Origin of the sequence: Streptomyces sp. V2I9 (assembly GCF_030817475.1) — a bacterium.
In the GTDB taxonomy this organism is placed as follows: domain Bacteria; phylum Actinomycetota; class Actinomycetes; order Streptomycetales; family Streptomycetaceae; genus Streptomyces.
Map to the genome: position 1 here is coordinate 5,061,236 of NZ_JAUSZJ010000002.1, position 20,262 is coordinate 5,081,497.

Genomic DNA, 20,262 nt, shown 5'->3' on the forward strand with positions numbered 1-20,262 from the left:
GCGCGGGCCCGCGAGGAGGCGCGCGAGCGGGTGGGCCCGGACCCGGTGAGCCGTCCGCGCGCCGTGGCAGGCCGCCACGGACGGTCGCTACCGTCAGGGGTGACGGAAGGGGCGCTCACCGTGGTGCGTCCCCTCGGATGCGCAAGTCCCCTGTAAAGGTGGAGTACGTGAAGGCCATTCGTCGACTCACCGTGCGTCCTGTCCTCCCCGAACCCCTCCGACCCCTCCACGACCTCGCGCGCAACCTGCGCTGGTCGTGGCACACCGAGACCCGTGAGCTCTTCCGGTCCGCCGACCCCGAGGGGTGGCGGCCCGCGGACGCCGACCCCGTACGCCTGCTCGGTTCGCTGTCCGCCGGGCGGCTCGCCGAACTGGCCGGGGACGAGGAGTACCTCGGCCGCCTCGCCGCGGCCTCCGCCGACCTCGCGGAGTATCTGGACGGCCCCCGCTGGTACCAGGAGCAGCGGGCCGCCGGAGCCGAACTCCCGTCCGCCATCGCCTACTTCTCGCCGGAGTTCGGCGTCACCGCCGCACTGCCCCAGTACAGCGGGGGCCTCGGCATCCTGGCCGGCGACCACCTCAAGGCCGCCAGCGACCTCGGCGTCCCGCTCATCGGCGTCGGACTCCTCTACCGCCACGGCTACTTCCGCCAGACCCTCTCGCGCGACGGCTGGCAGCAGGAGCACTATCCCGTTCTCGACCCCGACGAACTCCCGCTCGACCTCGTCCGCGAAGCGGACGGCACCCCGGCGCGCGTCGTCCTCGCCCTCCCCGGCGGACGCTCGCTGCACGCCTGTATCCGGCTCGCCCGCGTCGGCCGGGTGCCGCTCCTCCTCCTGGACTCCGACGTCGAGGAGAACGCCCCCGGCGAACGCGACGTCACCGACCGGCTGTACGGCGGCGGCAGCGACCACCGCCTGCTCCAGGAGATGCTGCTCGGCATCGGCGGCGTGCGCGCGGTCCGCATCTGGTGTCGGATCACCGGCACCCCCGAACCGGAGGTGTTCCACACCAACGAGGGCCACGCCGGCTTCCTCGGCCTGGAGCGCATCCGCGAACTGGCCTCCGACGGGCTCGACTTCGAGGCCGCACTCGAAACCGTTCGGGCCGGAACCGTCTTCACCACCCACACCCCGGTGCCCGCCGGGATAGACCGTTTCGACCGGGGGCTCGTCGCCCGCCACTTCGGCGACGACGGTGAACTGCCCAACGTACCCGTGGAGAAGGTGCTCGCGCTCGGCACCGAGACCTACCCCGGCGGCGAGCCCGACCTGTTCAACATGGCCGTGATGGGCCTGAGGCTCGCCCAGCGCGCCAACGGCGTCTCCACCCTCCACGGGGCGGTCAGCCGGGAGATGTTCTCCGGGCTGTGGCCGGGCTTCGACCCCGCCGAGGTGCCGATCACCTCCGTCACGAACGGCGTCCACGCCCCCACCTGGGTCGCCCCCGAGGTGTTCCGGCTCGGCGCGGGCCAGGTCGGTGAGGACCGCGCCCACCGGGTGCTGTCCGGCGGTCCGGTGGCCGACGGGGCGACCGCGTCCGGCTCCACGCCCCGCCGCTGGGGCGCGGTGACCGGCATCGGCGACCAGGAGATCTGGGACCTGCGCCGGGACCTGCGCGGCCAACTGGTCACCGAGGTCCGCCGCCGCCTCTACGCCTCCTGGCGGCGGCGCGGCGCGGGCACCGCCGAGCTGGGCTGGATCGACGGCGTCCTCGACCCGGACGTCCTGACCATCGGCTTCGCCCGGCGCGTCCCGTCGTACAAGCGGCTCACGCTCATGCTGCGCGACCGCGACCGGCTGCGCGCGCTGCTGCTGCACCCCACGCACCCGATCCAGATCGTCGTCGCGGGCAAGGCCCACCCCGCCGACGACGGAGGGAAGCGGCTGGTGCAGGAGCTGGTGCGGTTCGCGGACGACCCGCGCGTACGCCACCGCATCGTCTTCCTCCCCGACTACGGCATGGGCATGGCGCAGAAGCTCTATCCGGGCTGCGACGTCTGGCTCAACAACCCGCTGCGCCCACTGGAGGCGTGCGGCACGAGCGGGATGAAGGCGGCGCTCAACGGGTGCCTCAACCTGTCCGTGCGCGACGGCTGGTGGGACGAGTGGTTCGACCCGGACTTCGGCTGGGAGATCCCGACCGCCGACGGTTCGTCGGTCGACGAGGACCGCCGGGACGAGCTGGAGGCGAACGCCCTGTACGCCCTGATCGAGGACCGGGTCGCCCCGCGCTTCTACGACCGGGGTGCGGAGGGGCTGCCGGACCGGTGGATCGAGATGGTCCGCTCGACCCTGGTCAACCTGGGGCCGAAGGTGCTGGCGGGGCGGATGGTCCGCGAGTACGTGGAACGGCTCTACGCCCCCGCAGCCCGGTCCCGGCGCGCCCTGGAGCCCGCCGCCGCGCGGGACCTCGCCGCCTGGAAGGCCAGGGTCCGGGCGGCCTGGCAGGGTGTCTCGGTCGACCACGTGGAATCGGTGACGGACACCGCCGAGGGCGGCTCGGCGGAGCTCGGGTCCACCCTCGCGCTGCGGGCGCGGATCGCGCTCGGCGGGCTCGGCCCGGACGACGTGGAGGTGCAGGTGGTCGCCGGCCGGGTCGACTCCGGCGACGCCATCGCGGACGCCCAGGTCTTCCCGCTGAAGCCGGCGGGCGGCCAGGACCTGGAGGACCGCTGGCTGTTCGAGGGGCCGCTCGCGCTGGACCGGACGGGGCCGTACGGCTACACGGTGCGCGTCCTGCCCGCCCATCCGCTGCTGGCCTCCGGCGCCGAACTGGGCCTGGTCGCGCTGCCGGCCGAGGCGGTGGGGGAGGGCGCGGGCGTGCTGATGCGCTGAGCGGGCGCCTGCGGGTGACGGGACCCGTGCGGCCGGTTCCGGCGTCCGCGGCGGCCCGCCTCACCCGGCGCTCGCGGGGCGCGGCATGGCGAACGGTCCGGGAGGGGGTGAACTCCTCCCGGACCGTTCCGTCTGTGCTCCCTCCGGGCCGGTGGGCCCGGAGGGTCGGGCTCCCGTCCGGGCCGACCGGTCCGGGAGGGGAACCGAACCCTCCCGGACCGGCCGGCCGGTGGGATCAGAAGGTGAGCTTGAAGCTGTTGATGCGTCCGGTGTCCTGGCGTGCGATGTCCTGGACCCTCAGCTTCCAGACCCCGTTGGCCACCTCGGACGAGGCGTTGACCGTGTAGGTCGCCACCACGTTGTCCGCGGAGTCGCTGGAGGAGGAGTTCTTCAGCCGGTAGGCGGTGCCGTCCGGGGCCACCAGGTCGATGACCAGGTCACCGCGCCAGGTGTGGGTGATGTTGACGTCCGCCTTGAGCGTGCTCGGCGCGTTGCCGGTGACGCCGGAGACGGTGACCGCGCTGGTGACGGCCGCACCGGCGTCCGGGATGTCCACGGGGGTGTTGTTCTCGAACACCTTGCCGCCCGGGTCCGGGTTGCCGCCGCCGGGGCGGGCGCCCACGTTGATGCCGGCCCAGGCGTGGGCCACGGCCGCGTACTCGGGGCTGGTCGCCCCGTACAGTTCACCGGCGACCGCGAGCGTGCCGGTGCGGGCGGCGGCGTAGTTGGTCGTCGAGGTGAACTTCGTGGTGAGCGCCTTGAACCAGATCTGCAGCGCCTTGTCCCGGCCGATGCCGGTCACCGGGAGCCCGTCGGAGGTCGGCGAGTCGTAGCTGACGCCGTTGACGGTCTTGGCGCCGCTGCCCTCGGAGAGCAGGTAGAACCAGTGGTTCGCCGGGCCCGAGGAGTAGTGGACGTCGACGTTGCCGATGCCCGAGTACCAGTAGTCCTTGGACGAGCCGTCCTTGGAGGGCTTGTCCATGTAGCGCAGCGGGGTGCCGTTGCCGCGGATGTCGATCTTCTCGCCGACCAGGTAGTCGCCCGGATCCTGGGCGGTGTCGGAGTGGAACTCCACGCCCGCGGCGAAGATGTCGGAGGTGGCCTCGTTGAGACCGCCGGACTCGCCGCTGTAGACCAGCTTGGCCGTGACCGAGGTCAGACCGTGCGTCATCTCGTGCGCGGCCACGTCCAGGGAGGTCAGCGGCTTGACGTTGCCGTCGCCGTCGCCGTACGTCATGCAGAAGCAGGTGTCCTGCCAGAACGCGTTGACGTAGTTGTTGCCGTAGTGGACGCGGGAGTACGCGCCGACGCCGTCACCGCGGATGCCGGAGCGGCCGTGCACGTTCTTGTAGTAGTCCCATGTCTCGGCAGCGCCGTAGTGGGCGTCCGCGCCGGCCGTCTCGGCGTTCTGCGGAGTGCCGTCGCCCCAGACGTCGTCCGGGCCGGAGAACAGCGTGCCGGTCCCGGAGGTGCCCCGGTTCAGGTTGTACGTCTTGTGGTTGCCGCGCGTCGTGTCGGTCAGGGTGTACGAGGGCGCGGTGCCCAGGGTGACCTGGCCGTTGTACTGCGTGTTGCCCGTGCCGTTGTGGACGGCCTGCCACTCGTAGAGCTTCTCGCCCGAGGTGGCGTCGGTGAGCACGTGCAGCTCGTTCGGGGTGCCGTCGTGCTGGAGTCCGCCGACCACGGTCTCGTACGCGAGCTGCGGGGAGCCGCCGCCCAGCCACACCACCTTGCGCGGGGCCTGGCTCGCCTTCTTCGCCGTCGAACCCTCGGCCTTCGCCGCGCCGAGCGCCTGCTTCTCGGCGGCGGCCGGGGCCACGTCGGCGCTGAGGCCGACGGCCTTCAGCTGCGCGCTGGTCGCCTTCGACGCCTTGCTGACGCCCTCGGTCCTCCCGGCCGGGGACTCCTTGACCACGAGGTCGCCACCGAGGACGGGGAGGCCGTCCAGGGTGCGCTCGTAGCGGGTGTGCGTCGTGCCGTCGCGGTCCTGGGCGACGTCGCGGACGACGAGCTTCTCGGTGGACCCGAGACCGAGCTCCTTGGCGGTGGCGGCCTTCGTGGCGTTCGCCTCGCTGAGCAGCTCCGCGCGCTGGGCGGGCGTGAGCTTGGCGGGCAGGGCGCCCGGATCGGCCTTCGTGCCGGCGGTGATGCCGCCGCGCGGGGCCGAGGCGGGGCCGGAGGTGGCGGTCGCGGCGCCGGACGGGACGGCGACGGCTATGAGGGCTGCTGCGGCTATCAGAGCGCCGGTCGCGGTGGCGCGACGGCTGGGCGTGGATCTCACGCGGACTCCTTCTGCGAGGGGGGTACCGGACGGCCTGGACGGGCTGTCCGGACGGTGCAGGCGGTGCGCAGAACGGGGTGAAGAGTGTCAGCAGATGACCGCACCTGTCAGGAGCGCGTCAATAAGTTGGCCGGTTTTCGTTCGTTGCCGGAAAGGTCATGTTCGTTAAGCGGACGTTTCGCCGATCATTGCCGCAGTGTTACCGGGGGTTGGGGAACCCGGCATTCACAGGGTGGTCACAGGTTTCGCGCGCGGCGGCCGCCGTGGCTCCGCGGGTGGGAAGCGGTGTGATGACCGCCTGGTGAGACGGCGACGGGTTCTGGCCAGATTCCCGCACCGGAATGCGCCGGTCCGTCGGTGTGCGGTCAGGGCGGGGTGGGCGCGGGTGTGGGCTCAGGTGGTCGCGTCCGGCGGGTACACCGTGTCCAGGAGGTCGCGCACGAAGCGGTCCGGGTCGTCGAGCCCGGCCGCCGCGAGGGTGCCGGGACCGTTCGTCAGCAGGTGCGGGACCGCGGCGTGCAGGGCGAGCGTGACGACGGCGGCCCGCGGCGGTGTGACGGGCAGTCCGGCGGCGCGCTGCGCCTGCTCGAAGCCGGCGAAGTCGCCGCTCGCCATCGGGTCGAGGATGCCGGACAGCCAGGGGCGCCGGGTCGCCTCGGCCTGGAGCTCCAGCACCGCCAGCAGGCGCGCGCGGCCCGGCCCCGCGACGTTCTCCAGCAGCGAGCGGAAGAGGGCGACCAGGCCCTCGCGGTCCACCGGCCCCGGACCGGCCGGCGGCCGTGCGGTGAGCGCGAGGTACTGCTCCAGGCAGCGCTCCGCCACCGCGCGCAGCACCGCGTCGCGGGTCGGGAAGTAGTTCTTCGTGGTGCCCGGCGGCACCTCGGCGGCCCGGTCCACGGCCCGGTGGGTCAGCCCGCGCCCGCCGTCCCGCGCCAGTACCTCGATCGCCGCGTCCCGCAGCCGGTCCCGCCGGTCCGGATTCACGCCCGCTCCCTCGCTCCCGTATCGCTGCGGCCCGCGCGCGGCCCGCCCTTGCCGATGGTACCCCAGTCGTGGTACCACGACTGGGGTGGTTCTTCATCGGCGCCGGCGGGCGGACCGTACGACCGGGTGGACATTCGGGGGGTGCGGCATGACGGGAACGGCGATCGTGGTCGGCGCGGGCATCGGCGGACTGGCGACGGCGATCGGCCTGCGCCGCGCGGGCTGGAGCGTGACGGTGCTGGAGCGCCGTACCGGACCGGAGCGGTACGGCGCGGCCTTCGGTATCCACCCCGTCGCGCAGGCGGCGCTCGACCGGCTCGGCGTCGGCGACGCCCTGCGCGACCACGCCGTCCCGTACCGCGACGCGCACATCCGCACCCCGGACGGCACGCCCCTGGCCCGTATCCCGCTGGAGCGCGTCGAACGCCGGGCGGGGCGACCCGAACTCCTCATCTCCCGGCCGTACCTGCTCGACGCCCTGCTCGCGGGTCTGGACGCCTTCGGGGACGTACCGCTCATGCTCGGCGAGCGGGTCACCGGCATCGACGCGCTCGCCGCCGGAGCGGACCTGATGATCGGCGCGGACGGCATCCGCAGCGCCGTGCGCACCGCCCGGTTCGGGGCCCGCGGCGGCCCGCGCGAGGTCGGCACGGTCGCCTGGATCGGCATCGCCGACGTCGAGAGTCCGGTGCACGGCGAGACCTGGGGGAGCGGTCGCTTCTTCGGGCTGACCCCCGTCGAGCCGGGCCGCACCAACTGGTACGCGGCCGTGCCCGAGGCCGCCACCGCCGACGACCTGCGCGGCCTCTTCGCCGGCTGGCACGACCCGATCCCGCGCATCCTGGACGCCACCGACCCGGCGACCTGGATCCGGTACGAGATGCGCCACCTGTACCCGGCGCTGCCCTCCTTCGTCTCGGCCGGTGCCGGGCCGACGGGCTCGGCCGGATCCGTCGCATCGACGGCGGCCGGGCCGGGCTCCGCCGTACCCGTCGCCCTGGTCGGCGACGCGGCGCACGCCATGACGCCCAACCCGGGCCAGGGCGCCTGCACCGCGATCCTGGACGCGGACGCCCTGAGCCGGGCGGTCGCCGCCGCGCCGCCGGGGCGTACCGGGCTCACCGCCGCCTTGCGCGCCTACGACCGCGAACGCCGCAGCAGCGCCCAGCGGACCGCCTTCGGCTCCCGCGCCCTGCACCGTTTCATGAGCACGGAGCACACCCGCCTGCGGAACGCGGCGCTGCGACTGCTGCCGGGGTGAGTGTGCGGCGCGTACGTCCGCTGGGGGAGGGCCGTACCCCTGCGATCGGCGGGACCGGGACCGCGCGGTCCCGGTCCCGCAGGGTGCGATGCCGTGGCCGAGCGTTCCCGGGTGATCGCCACGGGGGATGCCCCCCCTCGCGGCGACTCGATGAGGCAGGGGCGGGGCTGCCGCGCCACGCGATCACGCGGGGGCGGCTGCACCCCCCGCGGAGTGGCCGCTCGCGTGCTGTGCAGGAGGTCATGGACGCGCCCAGCGCGGCCTCCTCCCCGTCCGCGAGGCGTCCGGGCAGGTCCTGCGGTTCCACCCCTTCGGCCAGGACGAACCGATAGGACGTGGGGGTGCCGGGGGCGTTTGGGTACGCGAGCCACATCAGGGCCCTCGGGGTCGAGACGGATCGCCGGGCTCCGCGCCTCGCCCGTCCGTCCGCCTCTGGGGGCGGACAGCAGGGCCCGGCCGCGCTCCGGGGCCAGCAGCGGACCGAGCAGGGGATCGGCCACCCAGCCCAGCGGCGCCAGGTGGTCGGGACCCAGCGGCTGCCACAGTGGCGGCGCCTCCATCATCGTGCGCCAGGCCCCGTCGGTGTCGCCTCACCGCGCCGACCCGCGGGCCCGCTCGACCGCTTCCCCGAATGCTCCGGCCGCCGTGTACCGGTAGGTGCCCGCGCGCACCTGCTCCAGCAGCGTGCGAGCCGGTGCCACCACGTCGCCACCGGCTCCCCGCAGAGGGAACGGCAGCGTGGAGCCGGCCCGGTACGTGTGCGCAGCGTGCTCGGCGATCAGCGGCGGAAGCAGGGCGGTGACGTACCGGGGGTCCGTCACCAGGCTGTCGAAGGACACCGTGTGCGTCTGTCCGAGCAGCAGACTCATCTGGTCACCCAGCCCGGCGGCCCGTGGCCTGCCGTACCCCTTCGCCTCGTCCGGCGCCGACCGGTCCCGCTCCCAGTCGCCGCTCAGCGCCTGGAGCCGGGCCCGCTCCCCCCGGGGCGTCCAGCCGCCGCGTCGTGTCGTCGACGAACTCCGGCCGCCCATCGGCCGGGTGGGCCCGCAGGCTGTGGAACTCCCGGTGCATGTTCCGCATGAACGCGGCGAGGTCCGTGATCCGCTCGGGTGGCGCGGCCCGCCGGCCCGCCCACGTGTACACGGCCCACTCGCCGTCCTCGTCCACGTCCTCGGGGTCCAGCAGGACGTGGGTCATGTCGGACTCGACGTCGAGCTGGAGCCCGCGGCGCCAGATCTCCACATCCCGCCGCTCCTCGGGCCCGGCGTCGTCGTCCAGGTATTCCTTGAACATATCGGCGAGCCCGGACGCGTCGTCGTGCCGGCGGGCGTCCGCGGTTCCCGCCGGCAGGCCGACGAACCCGCCGGCGTGCCGCCACCCGTCGCTGACCGCGAGGAACGCCCGGTACGACGGGGGCATCCGCCGGCCGAGGCGCTGCTCCATGGCGACGATCCGCTCCTCGGAACGGAAACCCCAGCCGCCGATCCCGCCGGGCGGTCTCGTCCTCCTCCCCGCCCGCCTCGTCATCGGGCAGGGCATCCGGCCACTCCCCGCTCCAGGCACGGAGGAACGGTCCCCAGTCGAGCGGCGTCGTATGCGTCATGCGCCCGATGCTGCCACCCGCCACCGGCAGCGGCCGGTGACGCCCCGTGCCCGCTCGGCCTCCCGCACCGCCGTGCAGAGCACGCACGCCCCTGTCATGACGGCGCGTCATGAGCGCAGCGGAACCGGCGAGTACCGATCTCCGTGGCGTGTGTGCCGCAACCGCAGAGGGTATGAGGCGCGTGTTCGTCACGAGGCAGCAGGGCGGCAAGGATCGGGCGGAACGACGCATCCAGAGACCGGAGGGCAGTCACCGGTGTTGAGTACGCTGACCACACCCATGCGCCGCAGATGGCAGCGTGCCCAGCACGGCGCGATCCTGCGGGGCCAAGTGCATCTGGACACCTTCCAGGCGGTGGCCGAGTCCCTGCACACCGACTGCGAACTTGCGGTGAGCCGGGCGCGCACGCTCGGCGAGCGGGCCCGACGGCGCGAGGTGGCAAACCGCGCCGAGGAGCGCAGCAAGCAGTTCTTCGCGGGTGCCGTCGCGCTGACCGGGATACGTCTGGCGGACGGCGAGTCGTCGGCGCACCGCACCGAAACACTGATCGAACACTATCTGAGCTGGCGAGCAGCGATGAGCCGGACACTGGAGGAGCTGCGCAGCCCGCCCGAGAGCACAACGCAACGACTGAGAAATGAACTGTCCTACCTCTTGGACCACTTCAGTCCTCTGCAGCTCGGAATCGCGATCTACGCGGGCCTGCCCGAAAGCACCTACATCACCGGCGGCACCGATGTGCGGATCGGCAAGGTCTTCGCCGCCGAACTGGCCTGGCTCGCGCTGCGCGGACATGTGTGGTTCCACTTCGGCGGGCCAGGCGTCAACGAGAACGCCATCATGGCGACGCGCAACCCCGACGTCGCCGATCCTCGGCCGCTGATGCCCGAGGAACAGGCTCTTCTGGACTTCCTGTTCGCCGGCGCCGAGGAAACCGGCCTCGCCGAGGATCGGCCTGGTCGCCTCGGCCAGGCCAAGCAGGCGATCAGGCTGGCCCGGCACCGTCTGGCAGAGCAGGAAGTGGGCAAGCGGCACGTACGCGAACGTGCCCGGCTGGTGCGCTCCTTGACGCTGGTGGATTCTTTGCTGCGTTCGGGGCCCGGAGACAGCCGGTGGGACACGGATCCCGAACTCCGCAAGACGGCCTACCCGTTGGCGGTGCTCTTCGCTCAGCACATCGGTCCCGGCGGCTGGCTGAGCCCGCCCGAAGAGGAGTTGTTCATCCCTTCCCTTCTGCCACTCGCGTGCACGCTGGCGGCGCAGAATGTCAGCTGAGTCCGAGACTGCTTCCTGGGACGTCGGCGACAAGATCCTGGAGCAGTACGAGGTGTCCGATGTGCACAGGGCCGGGGGCATGGGCCTCGTCTACCGTGTGCGGCACACACAGTGGGGCCTCGACCTCGCGGCGAAGCAGCCTCGCCCCGAACTTCTCGCCAAGGCCGACGGCGTGGAGCGCTTCGTCGAAGAGGCCGAGACATGGATGTCGATCGGGCTGCATCCGCATGTGTGCTTCTGTCACTACGTCCGCGTCGTCAGCGGGGTGCCGCTGGTCTTCACCGAGTACGTGGAAGGCGGCAGCCTGCGGGGCTGGCTCGACGACGGACGGCTGTACGAGGGCGGGCCCGACATCGCGCTGCTGCGAGTGCTCGACATCGCCATCCAGATGGCGTGGGGACTCGCACACGCGCACGGGCGGAGCCTCGTCCACCAGGACGTCAAGCCGGGCAATGTCCTTCTCGACGCCCAAGGCGGCGTGAAGCTCACGGACTTCGGACTGGCGCGGGCGTTCGCCCGAGCAGGGACGAGACCTCCGGAGGACGGGGTAGGGGAGGAGCATGAGGAGGCTGCCGACTTTTCGGTGACCGCGCGGGGCATGACCCGCCCCTACGCCTCGCCCGAGCAGCTCGCGGGACAACGGCTCGGTCCCGCCAGCGACATGTGGAGCTTCGCCGCGACAGTGCTCGAGATGTTCTCCGGAGAGGTGACCTGGTACACCGGTACTGCAGCCGGCGAGGCACTCGATGCCCTGCGCCGGCGCGCCCACCGCGCGGGGGGCACCGGGAGCCGCGAAGCTGACGAAGGCGGCCTCCGAAGGCCCGGGCCCGCACTGGCGATGCCCGACGCGCTGGGTGACCTCCTCGCCCGGTGTCTGCGTCGGCTTCCTCGGGAGAGACCCGCGAGCATGGGCGAGTGCGCCGAAGCGCTGACCGCGATCTACCGGGAGGTGTCGGGGGACACCTACCCCCGACCACGACCGGCCCCGGGGCAACTGCGCGCCGACGAACTCAACAACCGTGCCTTGTCGTTGTTCGACCTCGGCCGTGCCACCGAAGCCGATCAGCTTCTGGACCAAGCGCTCGCCGCGGACCCGTGTCACCCTGAAGCGACCTACAACAGGGGCGTGTTGAGATGGCGCGAGGGGACGACGACGGACGGGGCAGTCCTGCACGCGCTGCGAGCCGCGCGCGCGGGCGGCGGGGACCCGCAGCGCATCGATCCACTGCTGCGGCTGGTCCGTCGCGAGCGGGGCGACAGCGGTGCGGCCACCACGCCGGACGTGCACGAGCCGGTTGAGGAATTCGCGGCGCGCGGAGAGCTGACGCTGGTTGCGATCCCGCACAGCTCCCGCGTTCTCGCCTTCGCCGCACCGGGCCGGGCCCCCCGTTATTCTCTGCGTGACGTCGCCACAGGAGAAGTCCTGTGGGAGCGCCCTGGTCCCGACATGTGGCGCGCTGCCAGGGGCGGTCGTCCGGTGTTTCCTGCGGGAGACGGCAGTCGGGTCGTCATCGACGGGGCCGACGGCCTGTGGGAGTGCGAAGTGAGGACCGGGGGCTTCACACGTGTCGTGCCGGACCCCCGGATACCCGGGCACTTCGCACGTGTCGTGCAGGGCCGCCGGATGCCCATGTACCTCGTCGCCACGGCCCAGCACTCCCGGCGGGCCGTGGCGGCCGAAGCGCTCCATCGCACCGGCACGGTGCGGTACTGGGATGTGGGCAGTGGCCGTAGACCCCTACTCGTCAAGGCGCGTGACCGCGTAGAGGCGGTCGCACTCACCCCGGACGGGCGGCACGCGCTGGTCGCCTGCGAGCAGGGCACGGTCCAGGTCTGGGATCTGCGTGACGGGCGTTACGTCGGAGCCCTGGCTGGACACGCCGCCGCTGACGCCGGTCCGGTGGACGCACTGCACACCACACCGGACGGCCACTGGGTGGTCGGTTCGGCCGGAGGCGCTCAGGTGAGCGTGTGGGAGCTGGCGACCGGCCGCCGTACCGCATGCCTTGATTTCGCGGCGGACAAGTGCGCCTCCCTGTGTGTCACCTCGGATGGACGGCTCGTGACGGGGCACGGCGGCGGAGCTGTCCGCCTCTGGGAGCTGCCGTCCGGCACTCCGGTGCGGGAACTGGCCGCTCATCCCACGGTGGTGACACACGTGGAGGTGGCGCCGGCAGCCCAGAAGCAGAGCGCGCGCTGGGCACTGACGCACTGCCTGGACGACGCGGCCCGGGCATGGGATCTGGAATCGGGTCGCTGCCTCTTCACTCTGGCCGTCGGCTCGGCCTACGACCGTCGAGCCGTTCTGAGCGCCGATGGCCGATACGCGGTCCATGAACGGGACGGGAAGCTGCGGCCCCGGCCTCTTGCCACGGGGCCCGAGAGCCCTCTGCAGATCTCCCGACCGCGATCGGTCGCGGTCCAGTACGCAGTCAGGGCGCATGTCGACGACCACCTCACCCGAGCAGCACAGGCCCTCACCGCCGAGGAGTGGGAGCGCGCTCACCAGCTGCTGAAGCAGGCCCGCGAACAGAAGGGGCACGAGCGGGACGACAAAGCTCTGGAGCTATGGGGCCGGCTGGCCCTGGTGTCCTCCCGCACCGCCTTCCGCGGAGGCTGGTTCAGCCACATCCTGGGCGACCCCGACACGCTTCCGCTGGCCGTGTGTGACGTTTCGGGCGAGTCCCATGTGCTGGTGACCTGGCGTACCGGCGAAGGAGCGGGCGACGGCGGGCAAGTAGGGCTGGTCGATCTCGCCACGGGTGCACGGCGCACAGTCCTCGACGGCCATGGCACGGCGGTCACCGTGGGCGCCGTGAGCCCCGACGGCAGGTTCGCCGCCACGGGTGAGGAAGACGGATCCTTGCGCTTCTGGCGCCTGGCAAGCAAAGAGCGCGACAGAAGTGGGCACGTGAGCGCAGAGTGTTCGCACCGGCGCACAGGACACACAGGCGCGGTGTCCGCGCTGTGCTTCAGCCCCGACGGCCGCCTTCTCCTGTCCGGGGGGCGTGACCGCCTGATCCTCGTGTGGGACGTATCCAGCGGTCGTTGCGTGCGGGTCCTGAAAGGACACAGGGCGCCGGTGACGGCGCTCAGGGTCACCCCGGACGGACAACAGGTCCTGGCCACCGGGCCGACCGAATACGCGGTACGGGTGTGGGAGGTGGGAACAGGGCGCTTCCTGCGCTTCCATGCCCGCTCGGCCACCGGAGGGCACGACTTCCTCGAAGTGACTCCGGACGGACGCCACGTCGTCTCGGCGATGCTCCTGCATCCCGTCATCGAGGTACGTGCGCTGCACTCGGGACGCCTCGTGCAGCGCATGGAGGCCCCGACCGCGGGTCATGTCCGCGGTATGTGTCTGTCTCCGGACGGTCGTTACGTCTTCGCGGCCGCCATCGACGGCCGCGTCCGTGTGTGGAAATGGGGGACGGGTGAGCAGGTGGGTGAACTCGTCATGCAGGATGGGCAGTTCGACGGCATATACATGACGGAGAACGGGCGGCACCTGGTGACATCCCGCTCTGATGGCGCGCCTGGTGTCTGGGAGTGCGACTGGGACCTGGCACCGAGGTCCGCCGAGTGCGCAGCGGAGGAAGCCCCATGACCAGCGCGGCCTGGCTGAAGCCCGCCGTTCGCGCAGCTCTCGCCGAGCGCGGTGTCCGTATCCTGCGCGAGCTGGGGAAGGGAGCCATGGGCAGCGTGTTCCTGGCCCGCGAGACGGCGACCAGTCAGGACTTCGCATTGAAGGTCATGCTCCCGCGCGTCGTGCCGGGACCGCACTCCCTGGCACGCTTCCGACGCGAGGCCGAGATCACCGGCAGGCTGAGGCATCCCCGGATCGCAGCCCTCCACCGCGTCGACGAGATCGACGAGACCCTCGTTCTGTACGGGGAGTTCTGCCCCGGCGGCAGCCTCGACCAGTGGGCCGCGCGGCGACACGGCTCCCCCTTCACTCCGGAAGAGGTCCTGCGCGTCGCCGACCAGGCCATGGACGGCCTGGCGCACGCACACGCACAAGGGGTCGTCCACCGCGACGTCACTCCACAGAACCTCCTGGTCAGCGGGGTCAGCAGGCCGAACGGAACGTCCGGCGAGACCTTCGATGTCAAGGTTGGCGACTTCGGTCTCGCCAAAGCCTTCGATGAGGCCGGTCTGAGCGGGTTCACCCTGACCGGCACCACGGCCGGCCGCCCCCAGTTCATGTCACGCGCGCAAGTCGTCGACTTCAAGTACAGCGGTCCCGAGGTGGATGTGTGGTCGCTGGCGGCCTGCCTGTACTGGATGCTCACGCTCACCAGCCCTCGGCCCTTTCGGCCCGGTGCCGACCCCTGGCAGATCGTGCTCGACAGCCCGCCGACGCCGGTCCGGTTCCACAACCCGCAGGTTCCGTGTGAGCTGGCGAAGGCGATCGACCGGGCGCTGCACGAGGGACCGGGCGCCACCGTGGCCACCGTGGCCGAACTGCGCGAGCTGCTGTCACACTGCGACGGATGGGCGCCCCAGGCCCGAGACGGCGAAGGAATCAGGGGGGACAGGCCGTGAGCGGGGAACTCTACGGACTCATCGGGGCTGTCGGCGGGGCCCTTGTCACCGGGGTCCTCACCTACGTCACTCAGCGGCGCGGACAGCTCCACACCGCACGGCTGGCCAGAGCGGAGGCGGCGACCGCCCGCATCGTGCGGATCAGGACGACGGTGCGAGCCTGGTACGCGTTTCTCGACCACACGGCTCAGGACCTCAGGCTGGAGCGCCCCGTCGACGAGGTCGCCTTCGACGAGACGGCCCGCAGGCTCGCCTCCGAGGTCCAGGAGGCCCTCGACGCCCTCGCCCGGGACGGCATCTGGTTCCGGCAGGGGCGCTACACGGCAGGCGCGGACGGCGAACCCGAGGGAATCCACGAGCTGTTGGCCTCCGCGACCCGCCGTCTCAAGGACTCACTCGCACCCGGTCCGCCGTCATGGGGCGACACCGAGGCCGAGGTCCTTGAGATCCTCGGACACGTGCAGCTGGAACGCGCCGAGCTCTCGACGCTGCTGATGGACCTGATCGAAGGCTGTACCGAAGAGGGTGTCCGGGTGGTCGGAGGGCTTCAGCCGTCTGCTGTCCGCGGGGCCTCTTCCCGCCGCAGGAGGCGCCCGTGATCTCGATCAGCTTCGCCGGGCACCGTACCGCCGGTCTGATGCCGGCCCGGATCGTGCGGGTGGACCGTGGTCAGTGCGACGTCGTCACCGAGTCCGGACCGGTACGGGCGGGCTCCTCGGCGATCCCTCGTTCTTTCCCCGTGCACCGGCGACCGGGTGCCTCTGCGCCCCGGCTCCGGTCGACAACGGGTGGCCCTGCTGCCGCGCCGTAGCGACGTCGTATGCTGCGGAACCGACCGTTCCTCGCGTGAGGAGGCACTACCGTCATCTGGACCACCCGCCCCGAGACCGCCGCCGACATCGCGGCGATCCGCGCGGTCAACCTCGCCGCGTTCCCGACCCCGCTGGAAGCCGACCTGGTCGAGGCCCTGCGCACCGACCCCGCCTGGATCGACGGCCTCTCACTGGTCGCGCAGACCCCGGACGGCACCGTCGCGGGCTTCGCGCTGCTGACCCGCTGTCACATCGACGACAGCCCCGCCCTCGTGCTGGGCCCGTGCGCGGTGCTCCCCGCCCACCAGGGGACGGGAGCCGGAGCCGCCGCGATCCGCGCCGCCCTCGACGCCGCCCGCTCGCGGGGCGAGAACCTCGTCACCTGCCTCGGACACCCCGGCTACTACCCGCGCTTCGGGTTCACCCCGGCCTCGGGGCACGGCATCCGCCCCGCCTTCGAGGTGCCCGACGAGGCCATGATGGTCCTCGCCCTGGATCCCACCGCTCCCGCTCCACGGGGAACCATCCACTACCCGGCGCCCTTCGGGGTCTGACGGGCCCGGCACGGGGCCGGCCCCTCGCACGACGGCTGCGGCGACGGGCCGGTGCCGGGTAGAGACCCCACCACGAAGCGGAACCCGCACGTCCGCCCCTCAGCTCAGGCTCTCCCTCCACGTCCGGTGCAGCCCCGCGAACCGGCCCGTCCCGGCGATCAGTTCGGCGGGCGTGCCGTCCTCCACGATCCGGCCGTGTTCCATCACCAGCACCCGGTCCGCGATCTCCACCGTGGAGAGCCGGTGGGCGATCACCACCGCTGTGCGGCCGTGCAGCACCGTGTCCATCGCCCGCTGCACCGCCCGCTCGCCGGGGATGTCCAGCGAGCTGGTCGCCTCGTCCAGGATCAGCACCGCCGGGTTCGCCAGCAGGGCACGGGCGAAGGCCACCAACTGGCGCTGGCCCGCCGAGATCCGGCCGCCCCGCTTCCGTACGTCGGTGTCGTAGCCCTCCGGCAGCGCCGCGATGAAGTCGTGCGCGCCGATCGCCTTCGCGGCCTCCTCGATCTCCTCGCGGGTGGCGTCCGGGCGGCCGATCGCGATGTTCTCCGCGACCGTCCCGGAGAACAGGAACGCCTCCTGCGTCACCATCACCACGCCCCGGCGCAGCTCCGCCGTGTCCAGGTCGCGCAGGTCCGTGCCGTCCAGCAGCACCCGGCCCTCGGTCGGGTCGTAGAACCGGGCCAGCAGCTTGGCCAGCGTGGACTTGCCCGCGCCCGTCGAGCCGACGACCGCCACCGTACGGCCCGCCGGGATGCGCAGGTCGAAGGCGGGCAGCACCTCGCCGCCCGTACGGTAGGCGAACCGCACCCCGTCGAAGACGACCTCCCGGCCCGGCAGATCGCCGGAGCGCGGGGGCAGCTTCCCGGGGCTGTCGGTCTCCGGGACGTTCGGAGTCTGGGCCAGCAGGCCGGCGATCTTCGCCAGCGAGGCCGCCGCCGACTCGTAGGAGTTGAGGAACATCCCGAGCCGGTCGATCGGGTCGTACAGCCGCCGGATGTAGAGCACCGCCGCCGCCAGCACCCCGAGCGCCAGCGTGCCGTCCGCCACCCGCCAGGCGCCCCACAGCACCATGCCGGCCACCGCCGTGTTGGCGATCAGCCGGGAGCCGGTGACGTAGCGGGCCATCTCCAGTATGGCGTCGCCGTTCGCCCGCTCGTGGCGGGTGTTGAGCACGGTGAAGGCGGCGTCGTTGCTCCGCTCCCGGCGGAACGCCTGGACCGGGCGAATGCCGTTCATCGTCTCCGCGAACTTCACGATCACCGCCGCGATCGCCGTGGACCGCGCCGCGAACGCGACGGACGCCCGCCGCCGGTACAGGCGGACCATCAGGTACAGCGGTACGAACGAGAGCGTGGCGATCGCGCCGATGCCGAGGTCCAGCCAGAGCAGCACCAGGGCGATCGACACGAACGAGAGGACCACGCCGATCAGTTCCTGGAGCCCCTCGTTCAGCAGCTCCCGCAGCGACTCCACGTCCGTCGTGGAGCGCGAGATCAGCCGGCCCGAGGTGTAGCGCTCGTGGAAGTCGATGCTCAGCGCCTGCGCGTGCCGGAAGATCCGGCCGCGCAGGTCGAGCAGCACGTCCTGGTTGATCCGGGCGGCGGCCCGGATGAAGGCGTACTGGAGGGCCCCCGCGCCCACGGAACACAGCGCGTAGCCGACCGCGACCGCGATGAGCGGCCCGTAGTCGTGGTCCCGGAACGCCGGAACCCCCCGGTCGATCGCGTACGCCACCAGCAGCGGGCCCGCCTGCATGGCGGCCTGCTGCACCAGCAGGAGCAGAGCCGTCACCGCGACCCGGCCGCGCATCGGGGCCAGCAGCGAGAACAGCAGCGCCAGGGTGGCCCCGGGCGGGGCGGGCAGCTCGTCCCGGTCGAACGGGTCGCCGGAGGGCTGCGGTCCGGGCGCGGGCTTCCCCTTCCGCAGGCGGTCGTCCTTCCGCAGGCGGTCGTCGTCGGCGGCCGGGAGCGAGGCGTCGTCGGTGGTCGTGGTCATCGGGCGCTGCCCTCCTCGGCGGGAACCTGCCCTACGGCGCCCCGCTCGTCCTCGTCGTCCGGCCGCCGGCCGGTGGATCGTGCGCCTTCGGCGTCTTCCGGCCGGCGGCCGGTGGGCCCGGCGTCCGCGCGCATCCGTTCCCCGTGCTCCGGGCCGCCGTCCCCCGCGCCCGACATCAGCCAGGCGTACTCAGCGTTGTCCCGCAGCAGCTCCTGGTGGGTGCCGACCGCGGCGATCCGGCCGCCGGACAGCAGCGCCACCCGGTCCGCCAGCATCACCGTGGAGGGGCGGTGCGCCACGACCAGCGCCGTCGTCCGCTCCAGGACCTGCCGCAGCGCGGCCTCCACCAGCGCCTCCGTGTGCACGTCCAGCGCGGACAGCGGGTCGTCCAGCACCAGGAAGCGCGGCTCACCGACCACCGCGCGCGCCAGAGCCAGGCGCTGGCGCTGGCCGCCGGAGAGGCTCAGCCCCTGCTCGCCGACCTCGGTGTCCAGGCCCTGCGGCAGGTCGTGCACGAAGTCGGCCTGAGCCACCGACAGCGCCCGGCGCACCTGCCGCTCGTCCGCGTCGGCCGCGCCCATCATCACGTTCGCACCGACCGTCGCGGAGAACAGCGTCGGCTCCTCGAACGCCACCGACACCAGCTCCCGCAGCCGTGACCGTTCCATCGTGGCGATGTCCTCGCCGTCCAGCGTGATCCGCCCGCCGGTCACCTCGTGCAGCCGGGGCACCAGGGCGGTCAGCGTCGTCTTGCCCGACCCCGTACCCCCGACGAGGGCCACGGTCTCGCCGGGCCGGATGTGCAGATCGATCCCGGCCAGGACCGGCGGAGAGACCGGGCCGGCGTCCGGGTAGCGGAACTCGACGCCCTCGAACACCATCCCGGCGGCCGTGGCCGGCGCGCCCTCGCGCCCCGTCACGGCCCCCGGCTCCTCCGCCACGTCCATCACCTCGAAGTACCGGTCGGTGGCGGTCGCGGACTCCTGGCTCATCGCCAGCAGGAAGCCGATCGACTCCACGGGCCAGCGCAGCGCGAGCGCCGTGGAGAGGAACGCCACCAGCGTGCCCGCCGACAGCGAGCCGTCCGCCACCTGGATCGTGCCGAGCACCAGCGCGGCGCCGATCGCCAGCTCCGGGATCGAGGTGATCAACCCCCAGATCCCGGCGAGCAGCCGGGCCTTCCCCAGCTCCGTGGTGCGCAACCGGTGCGACAGCGCCCGGAACGCCCGCGCCTGGCTGCGGTGTCGGCCGAAGCCCTTGACGATGCGGATGCCGAGCACGCTCTCCTCGACGACCGTGGTCAGGTCGCCGACCTGGTCCTGGGCCCGCCGCGCGACGACCGAGTACTTCGTCTCGAACAGCGAGCACAGGATCATCAGCGGCACGGCAGGAGCCAGCAGCACCAGGCCGAGCGTCCAGTCCTGGGCGAACAGGAGGACGAACCCGACGAGGATCGTGGCCGTGTTGACGACCAGGAAGGTGAGCGGGAACGCCAGGAACATCCGCAGGAGCATCAGATCCGTCGTCCCGCGCGAGAGCAGCTGGCCCGAGGCCCAGCGGTCGTGGAACGCGACCGGCAGCCGTTGCAGATGGCGGTAGAGGTCCGCCCGCATCGACGCCTCGACCCCGGCCAGCGGACGCGCCACCAGCCACCGCCGGAACCCGAACAGCAGGGCCTCCGCGATGCCGAGGAGCAGCAGGTACAGCGCCCCCAGCCACACCCCGTCCGGATCACGGTCGGCGACGGGGCCGTCCACCATCCACTTCAGGACCAGCGGTATCACCAGGCTCAGACAGGACGCCAGGATCGCCACGAAAGCGGCGGTGAACAGGCGCACCCGCACGGGTCGGACATAGGGCCACAGGCGCAGGAGGGAGCGCACGGCGGACCGGTCCGTGCGCTCTGCAGGCTTTTCGGGCATCAGGGCCGACCTTACGTTTCACCACTGACATCGGTCCTGCCAATTTCGGCCGCACCCCGCACCCCGCACCCCGCCCCCCCCGGCCGCCACCGACGGCACCTCGCCGCCACCGAAGACACCTCCGGCCCGCCCGCCACCGAAGGCACCTCCGCCTCGCCGCCGCCGACACCGCCGCCCCGGACGCCCCCCG

Annotated in this window: 11 protein-coding genes and 1 pseudogene; 7 read left to right on the forward strand and 5 right to left on the reverse strand. The window is 72.5% G+C overall.

Annotation, left to right across the window (positions count from 1 at the left end):
- Window positions 1-167 precede the first annotated feature (167 nt).
- The gene (glgP, locus tag QFZ71_RS22345; protein ID WP_307669947.1) at window positions 168-2,837 is read left to right on the forward strand and encodes an alpha-glucan family phosphorylase; all 2,670 of its coding nucleotides are present in this window, start codon (window positions 168-170) and stop codon (window positions 2,835-2,837) included.
- 235 nt (window positions 2,838-3,072) lie between these two features.
- Here the strand turns inward: glgP and QFZ71_RS22350 are convergent, their stop codons facing one another.
- A complete protein-coding gene (locus tag QFZ71_RS22350) occupies window positions 3,073-5,118 on the reverse strand; it encodes a M4 family metallopeptidase (RefSeq protein WP_307669948.1) in 2,046 nt (681 codons plus the stop codon).
- Window positions 5,119-5,511: 393 nt separating this feature from the next.
- Window positions 5,512-6,102 carry a TetR/AcrR family transcriptional regulator gene (locus tag QFZ71_RS22355; protein WP_307669949.1) on the reverse strand — a complete coding sequence of 197 codons (591 nt, stop codon included), beginning with the start codon at window positions 6,100-6,102 and terminating at the stop codon, window positions 5,512-5,514.
- Window positions 6,103-6,250: 148 nt separating this feature from the next.
- Here QFZ71_RS22355 and QFZ71_RS22360 point away from each other — a divergent pair, with 148 nt between their 5' ends.
- Window positions 6,251-7,363 (forward strand): NAD(P)/FAD-dependent oxidoreductase, encoded by a 1,113-nt coding sequence (locus tag QFZ71_RS22360; protein WP_307669950.1) that lies wholly within the window; start codon window positions 6,251-6,253, stop codon window positions 7,361-7,363.
- A 205-nt stretch (window positions 7,364-7,568) separates the two neighbouring features.
- Here the strand turns inward: QFZ71_RS22360 and QFZ71_RS22365 are convergent.
- Window positions 7,569-8,966: pseudogene (locus QFZ71_RS22365) on the reverse strand (SMI1/KNR4 family protein); the annotation flags it as partial.
- Window positions 8,967-9,245: 279 nt separating this feature from the next.
- On the opposite strand from QFZ71_RS22365, the gene QFZ71_RS22370 reads away from it, so the two are divergent.
- The 5 genes from QFZ71_RS22370 to QFZ71_RS22390 all read left to right on the forward strand — a co-directional run bounded on the left by QFZ71_RS22370 (window position 9,246) and on the right by QFZ71_RS22390 (window position 16,152).
- Window positions 9,246-10,241, forward strand: coding sequence for a hypothetical protein (locus QFZ71_RS22370; RefSeq protein WP_307669951.1), 996 nt, complete (start codon window positions 9,246-9,248; stop codon window positions 10,239-10,241).
- The gene (locus QFZ71_RS22375) at window positions 10,231-13,848 is read left to right on the forward strand and encodes a WD40 repeat domain-containing serine/threonine protein kinase (RefSeq protein ID WP_307669952.1); all 3,618 of its coding nucleotides are present in this window, start codon (window positions 10,231-10,233) and stop codon (window positions 13,846-13,848) included. Before QFZ71_RS22370 ends, QFZ71_RS22375 begins: the two co-directional genes overlap by 11 nt.
- Window positions 13,845-14,786, forward strand: a complete 942-nt coding sequence (locus tag QFZ71_RS22380; protein ID WP_307669953.1) for a serine/threonine-protein kinase — start codon at window positions 13,845-13,847, stop codon at window positions 14,784-14,786. Before QFZ71_RS22375 ends, QFZ71_RS22380 begins: the two co-directional genes overlap by 4 nt.
- Complete coding sequence (locus QFZ71_RS22385; RefSeq protein WP_307669954.1) at window positions 14,783-15,385, forward strand: hypothetical protein; 603 nt, start codon at window positions 14,783-14,785, stop codon at window positions 15,383-15,385. The genes QFZ71_RS22380 and QFZ71_RS22385 overlap by 4 nt, the downstream gene beginning before the upstream one ends.
- A gap of 266 nt (window positions 15,386-15,651) precedes the next feature.
- Complete coding sequence (locus QFZ71_RS22390) at window positions 15,652-16,152, forward strand: GNAT family N-acetyltransferase (protein ID WP_307671549.1); 501 nt, start codon at window positions 15,652-15,654, stop codon at window positions 16,150-16,152.
- A 99-nt stretch (window positions 16,153-16,251) separates the two neighbouring features.
- On the opposite strand, the gene QFZ71_RS22395 is transcribed toward QFZ71_RS22390, so the two are convergent.
- Both QFZ71_RS22395 and QFZ71_RS22400 read right to left on the reverse strand, forming a co-directional pair.
- Window positions 16,252-18,150, reverse strand: coding sequence for an ABC transporter ATP-binding protein (locus tag QFZ71_RS22395; RefSeq protein WP_307669955.1), 1,899 nt, complete (start codon window positions 18,148-18,150; stop codon window positions 16,252-16,254).
- Window positions 18,147-20,072 (reverse strand): ABC transporter ATP-binding protein, encoded by a 1,926-nt coding sequence (locus tag QFZ71_RS22400; protein WP_307669956.1) that lies wholly within the window; start codon window positions 20,070-20,072, stop codon window positions 18,147-18,149. Before QFZ71_RS22400 ends, QFZ71_RS22395 begins: the two co-directional genes overlap by 4 nt.
- Window positions 20,073-20,262 lie beyond the last annotated feature (190 nt).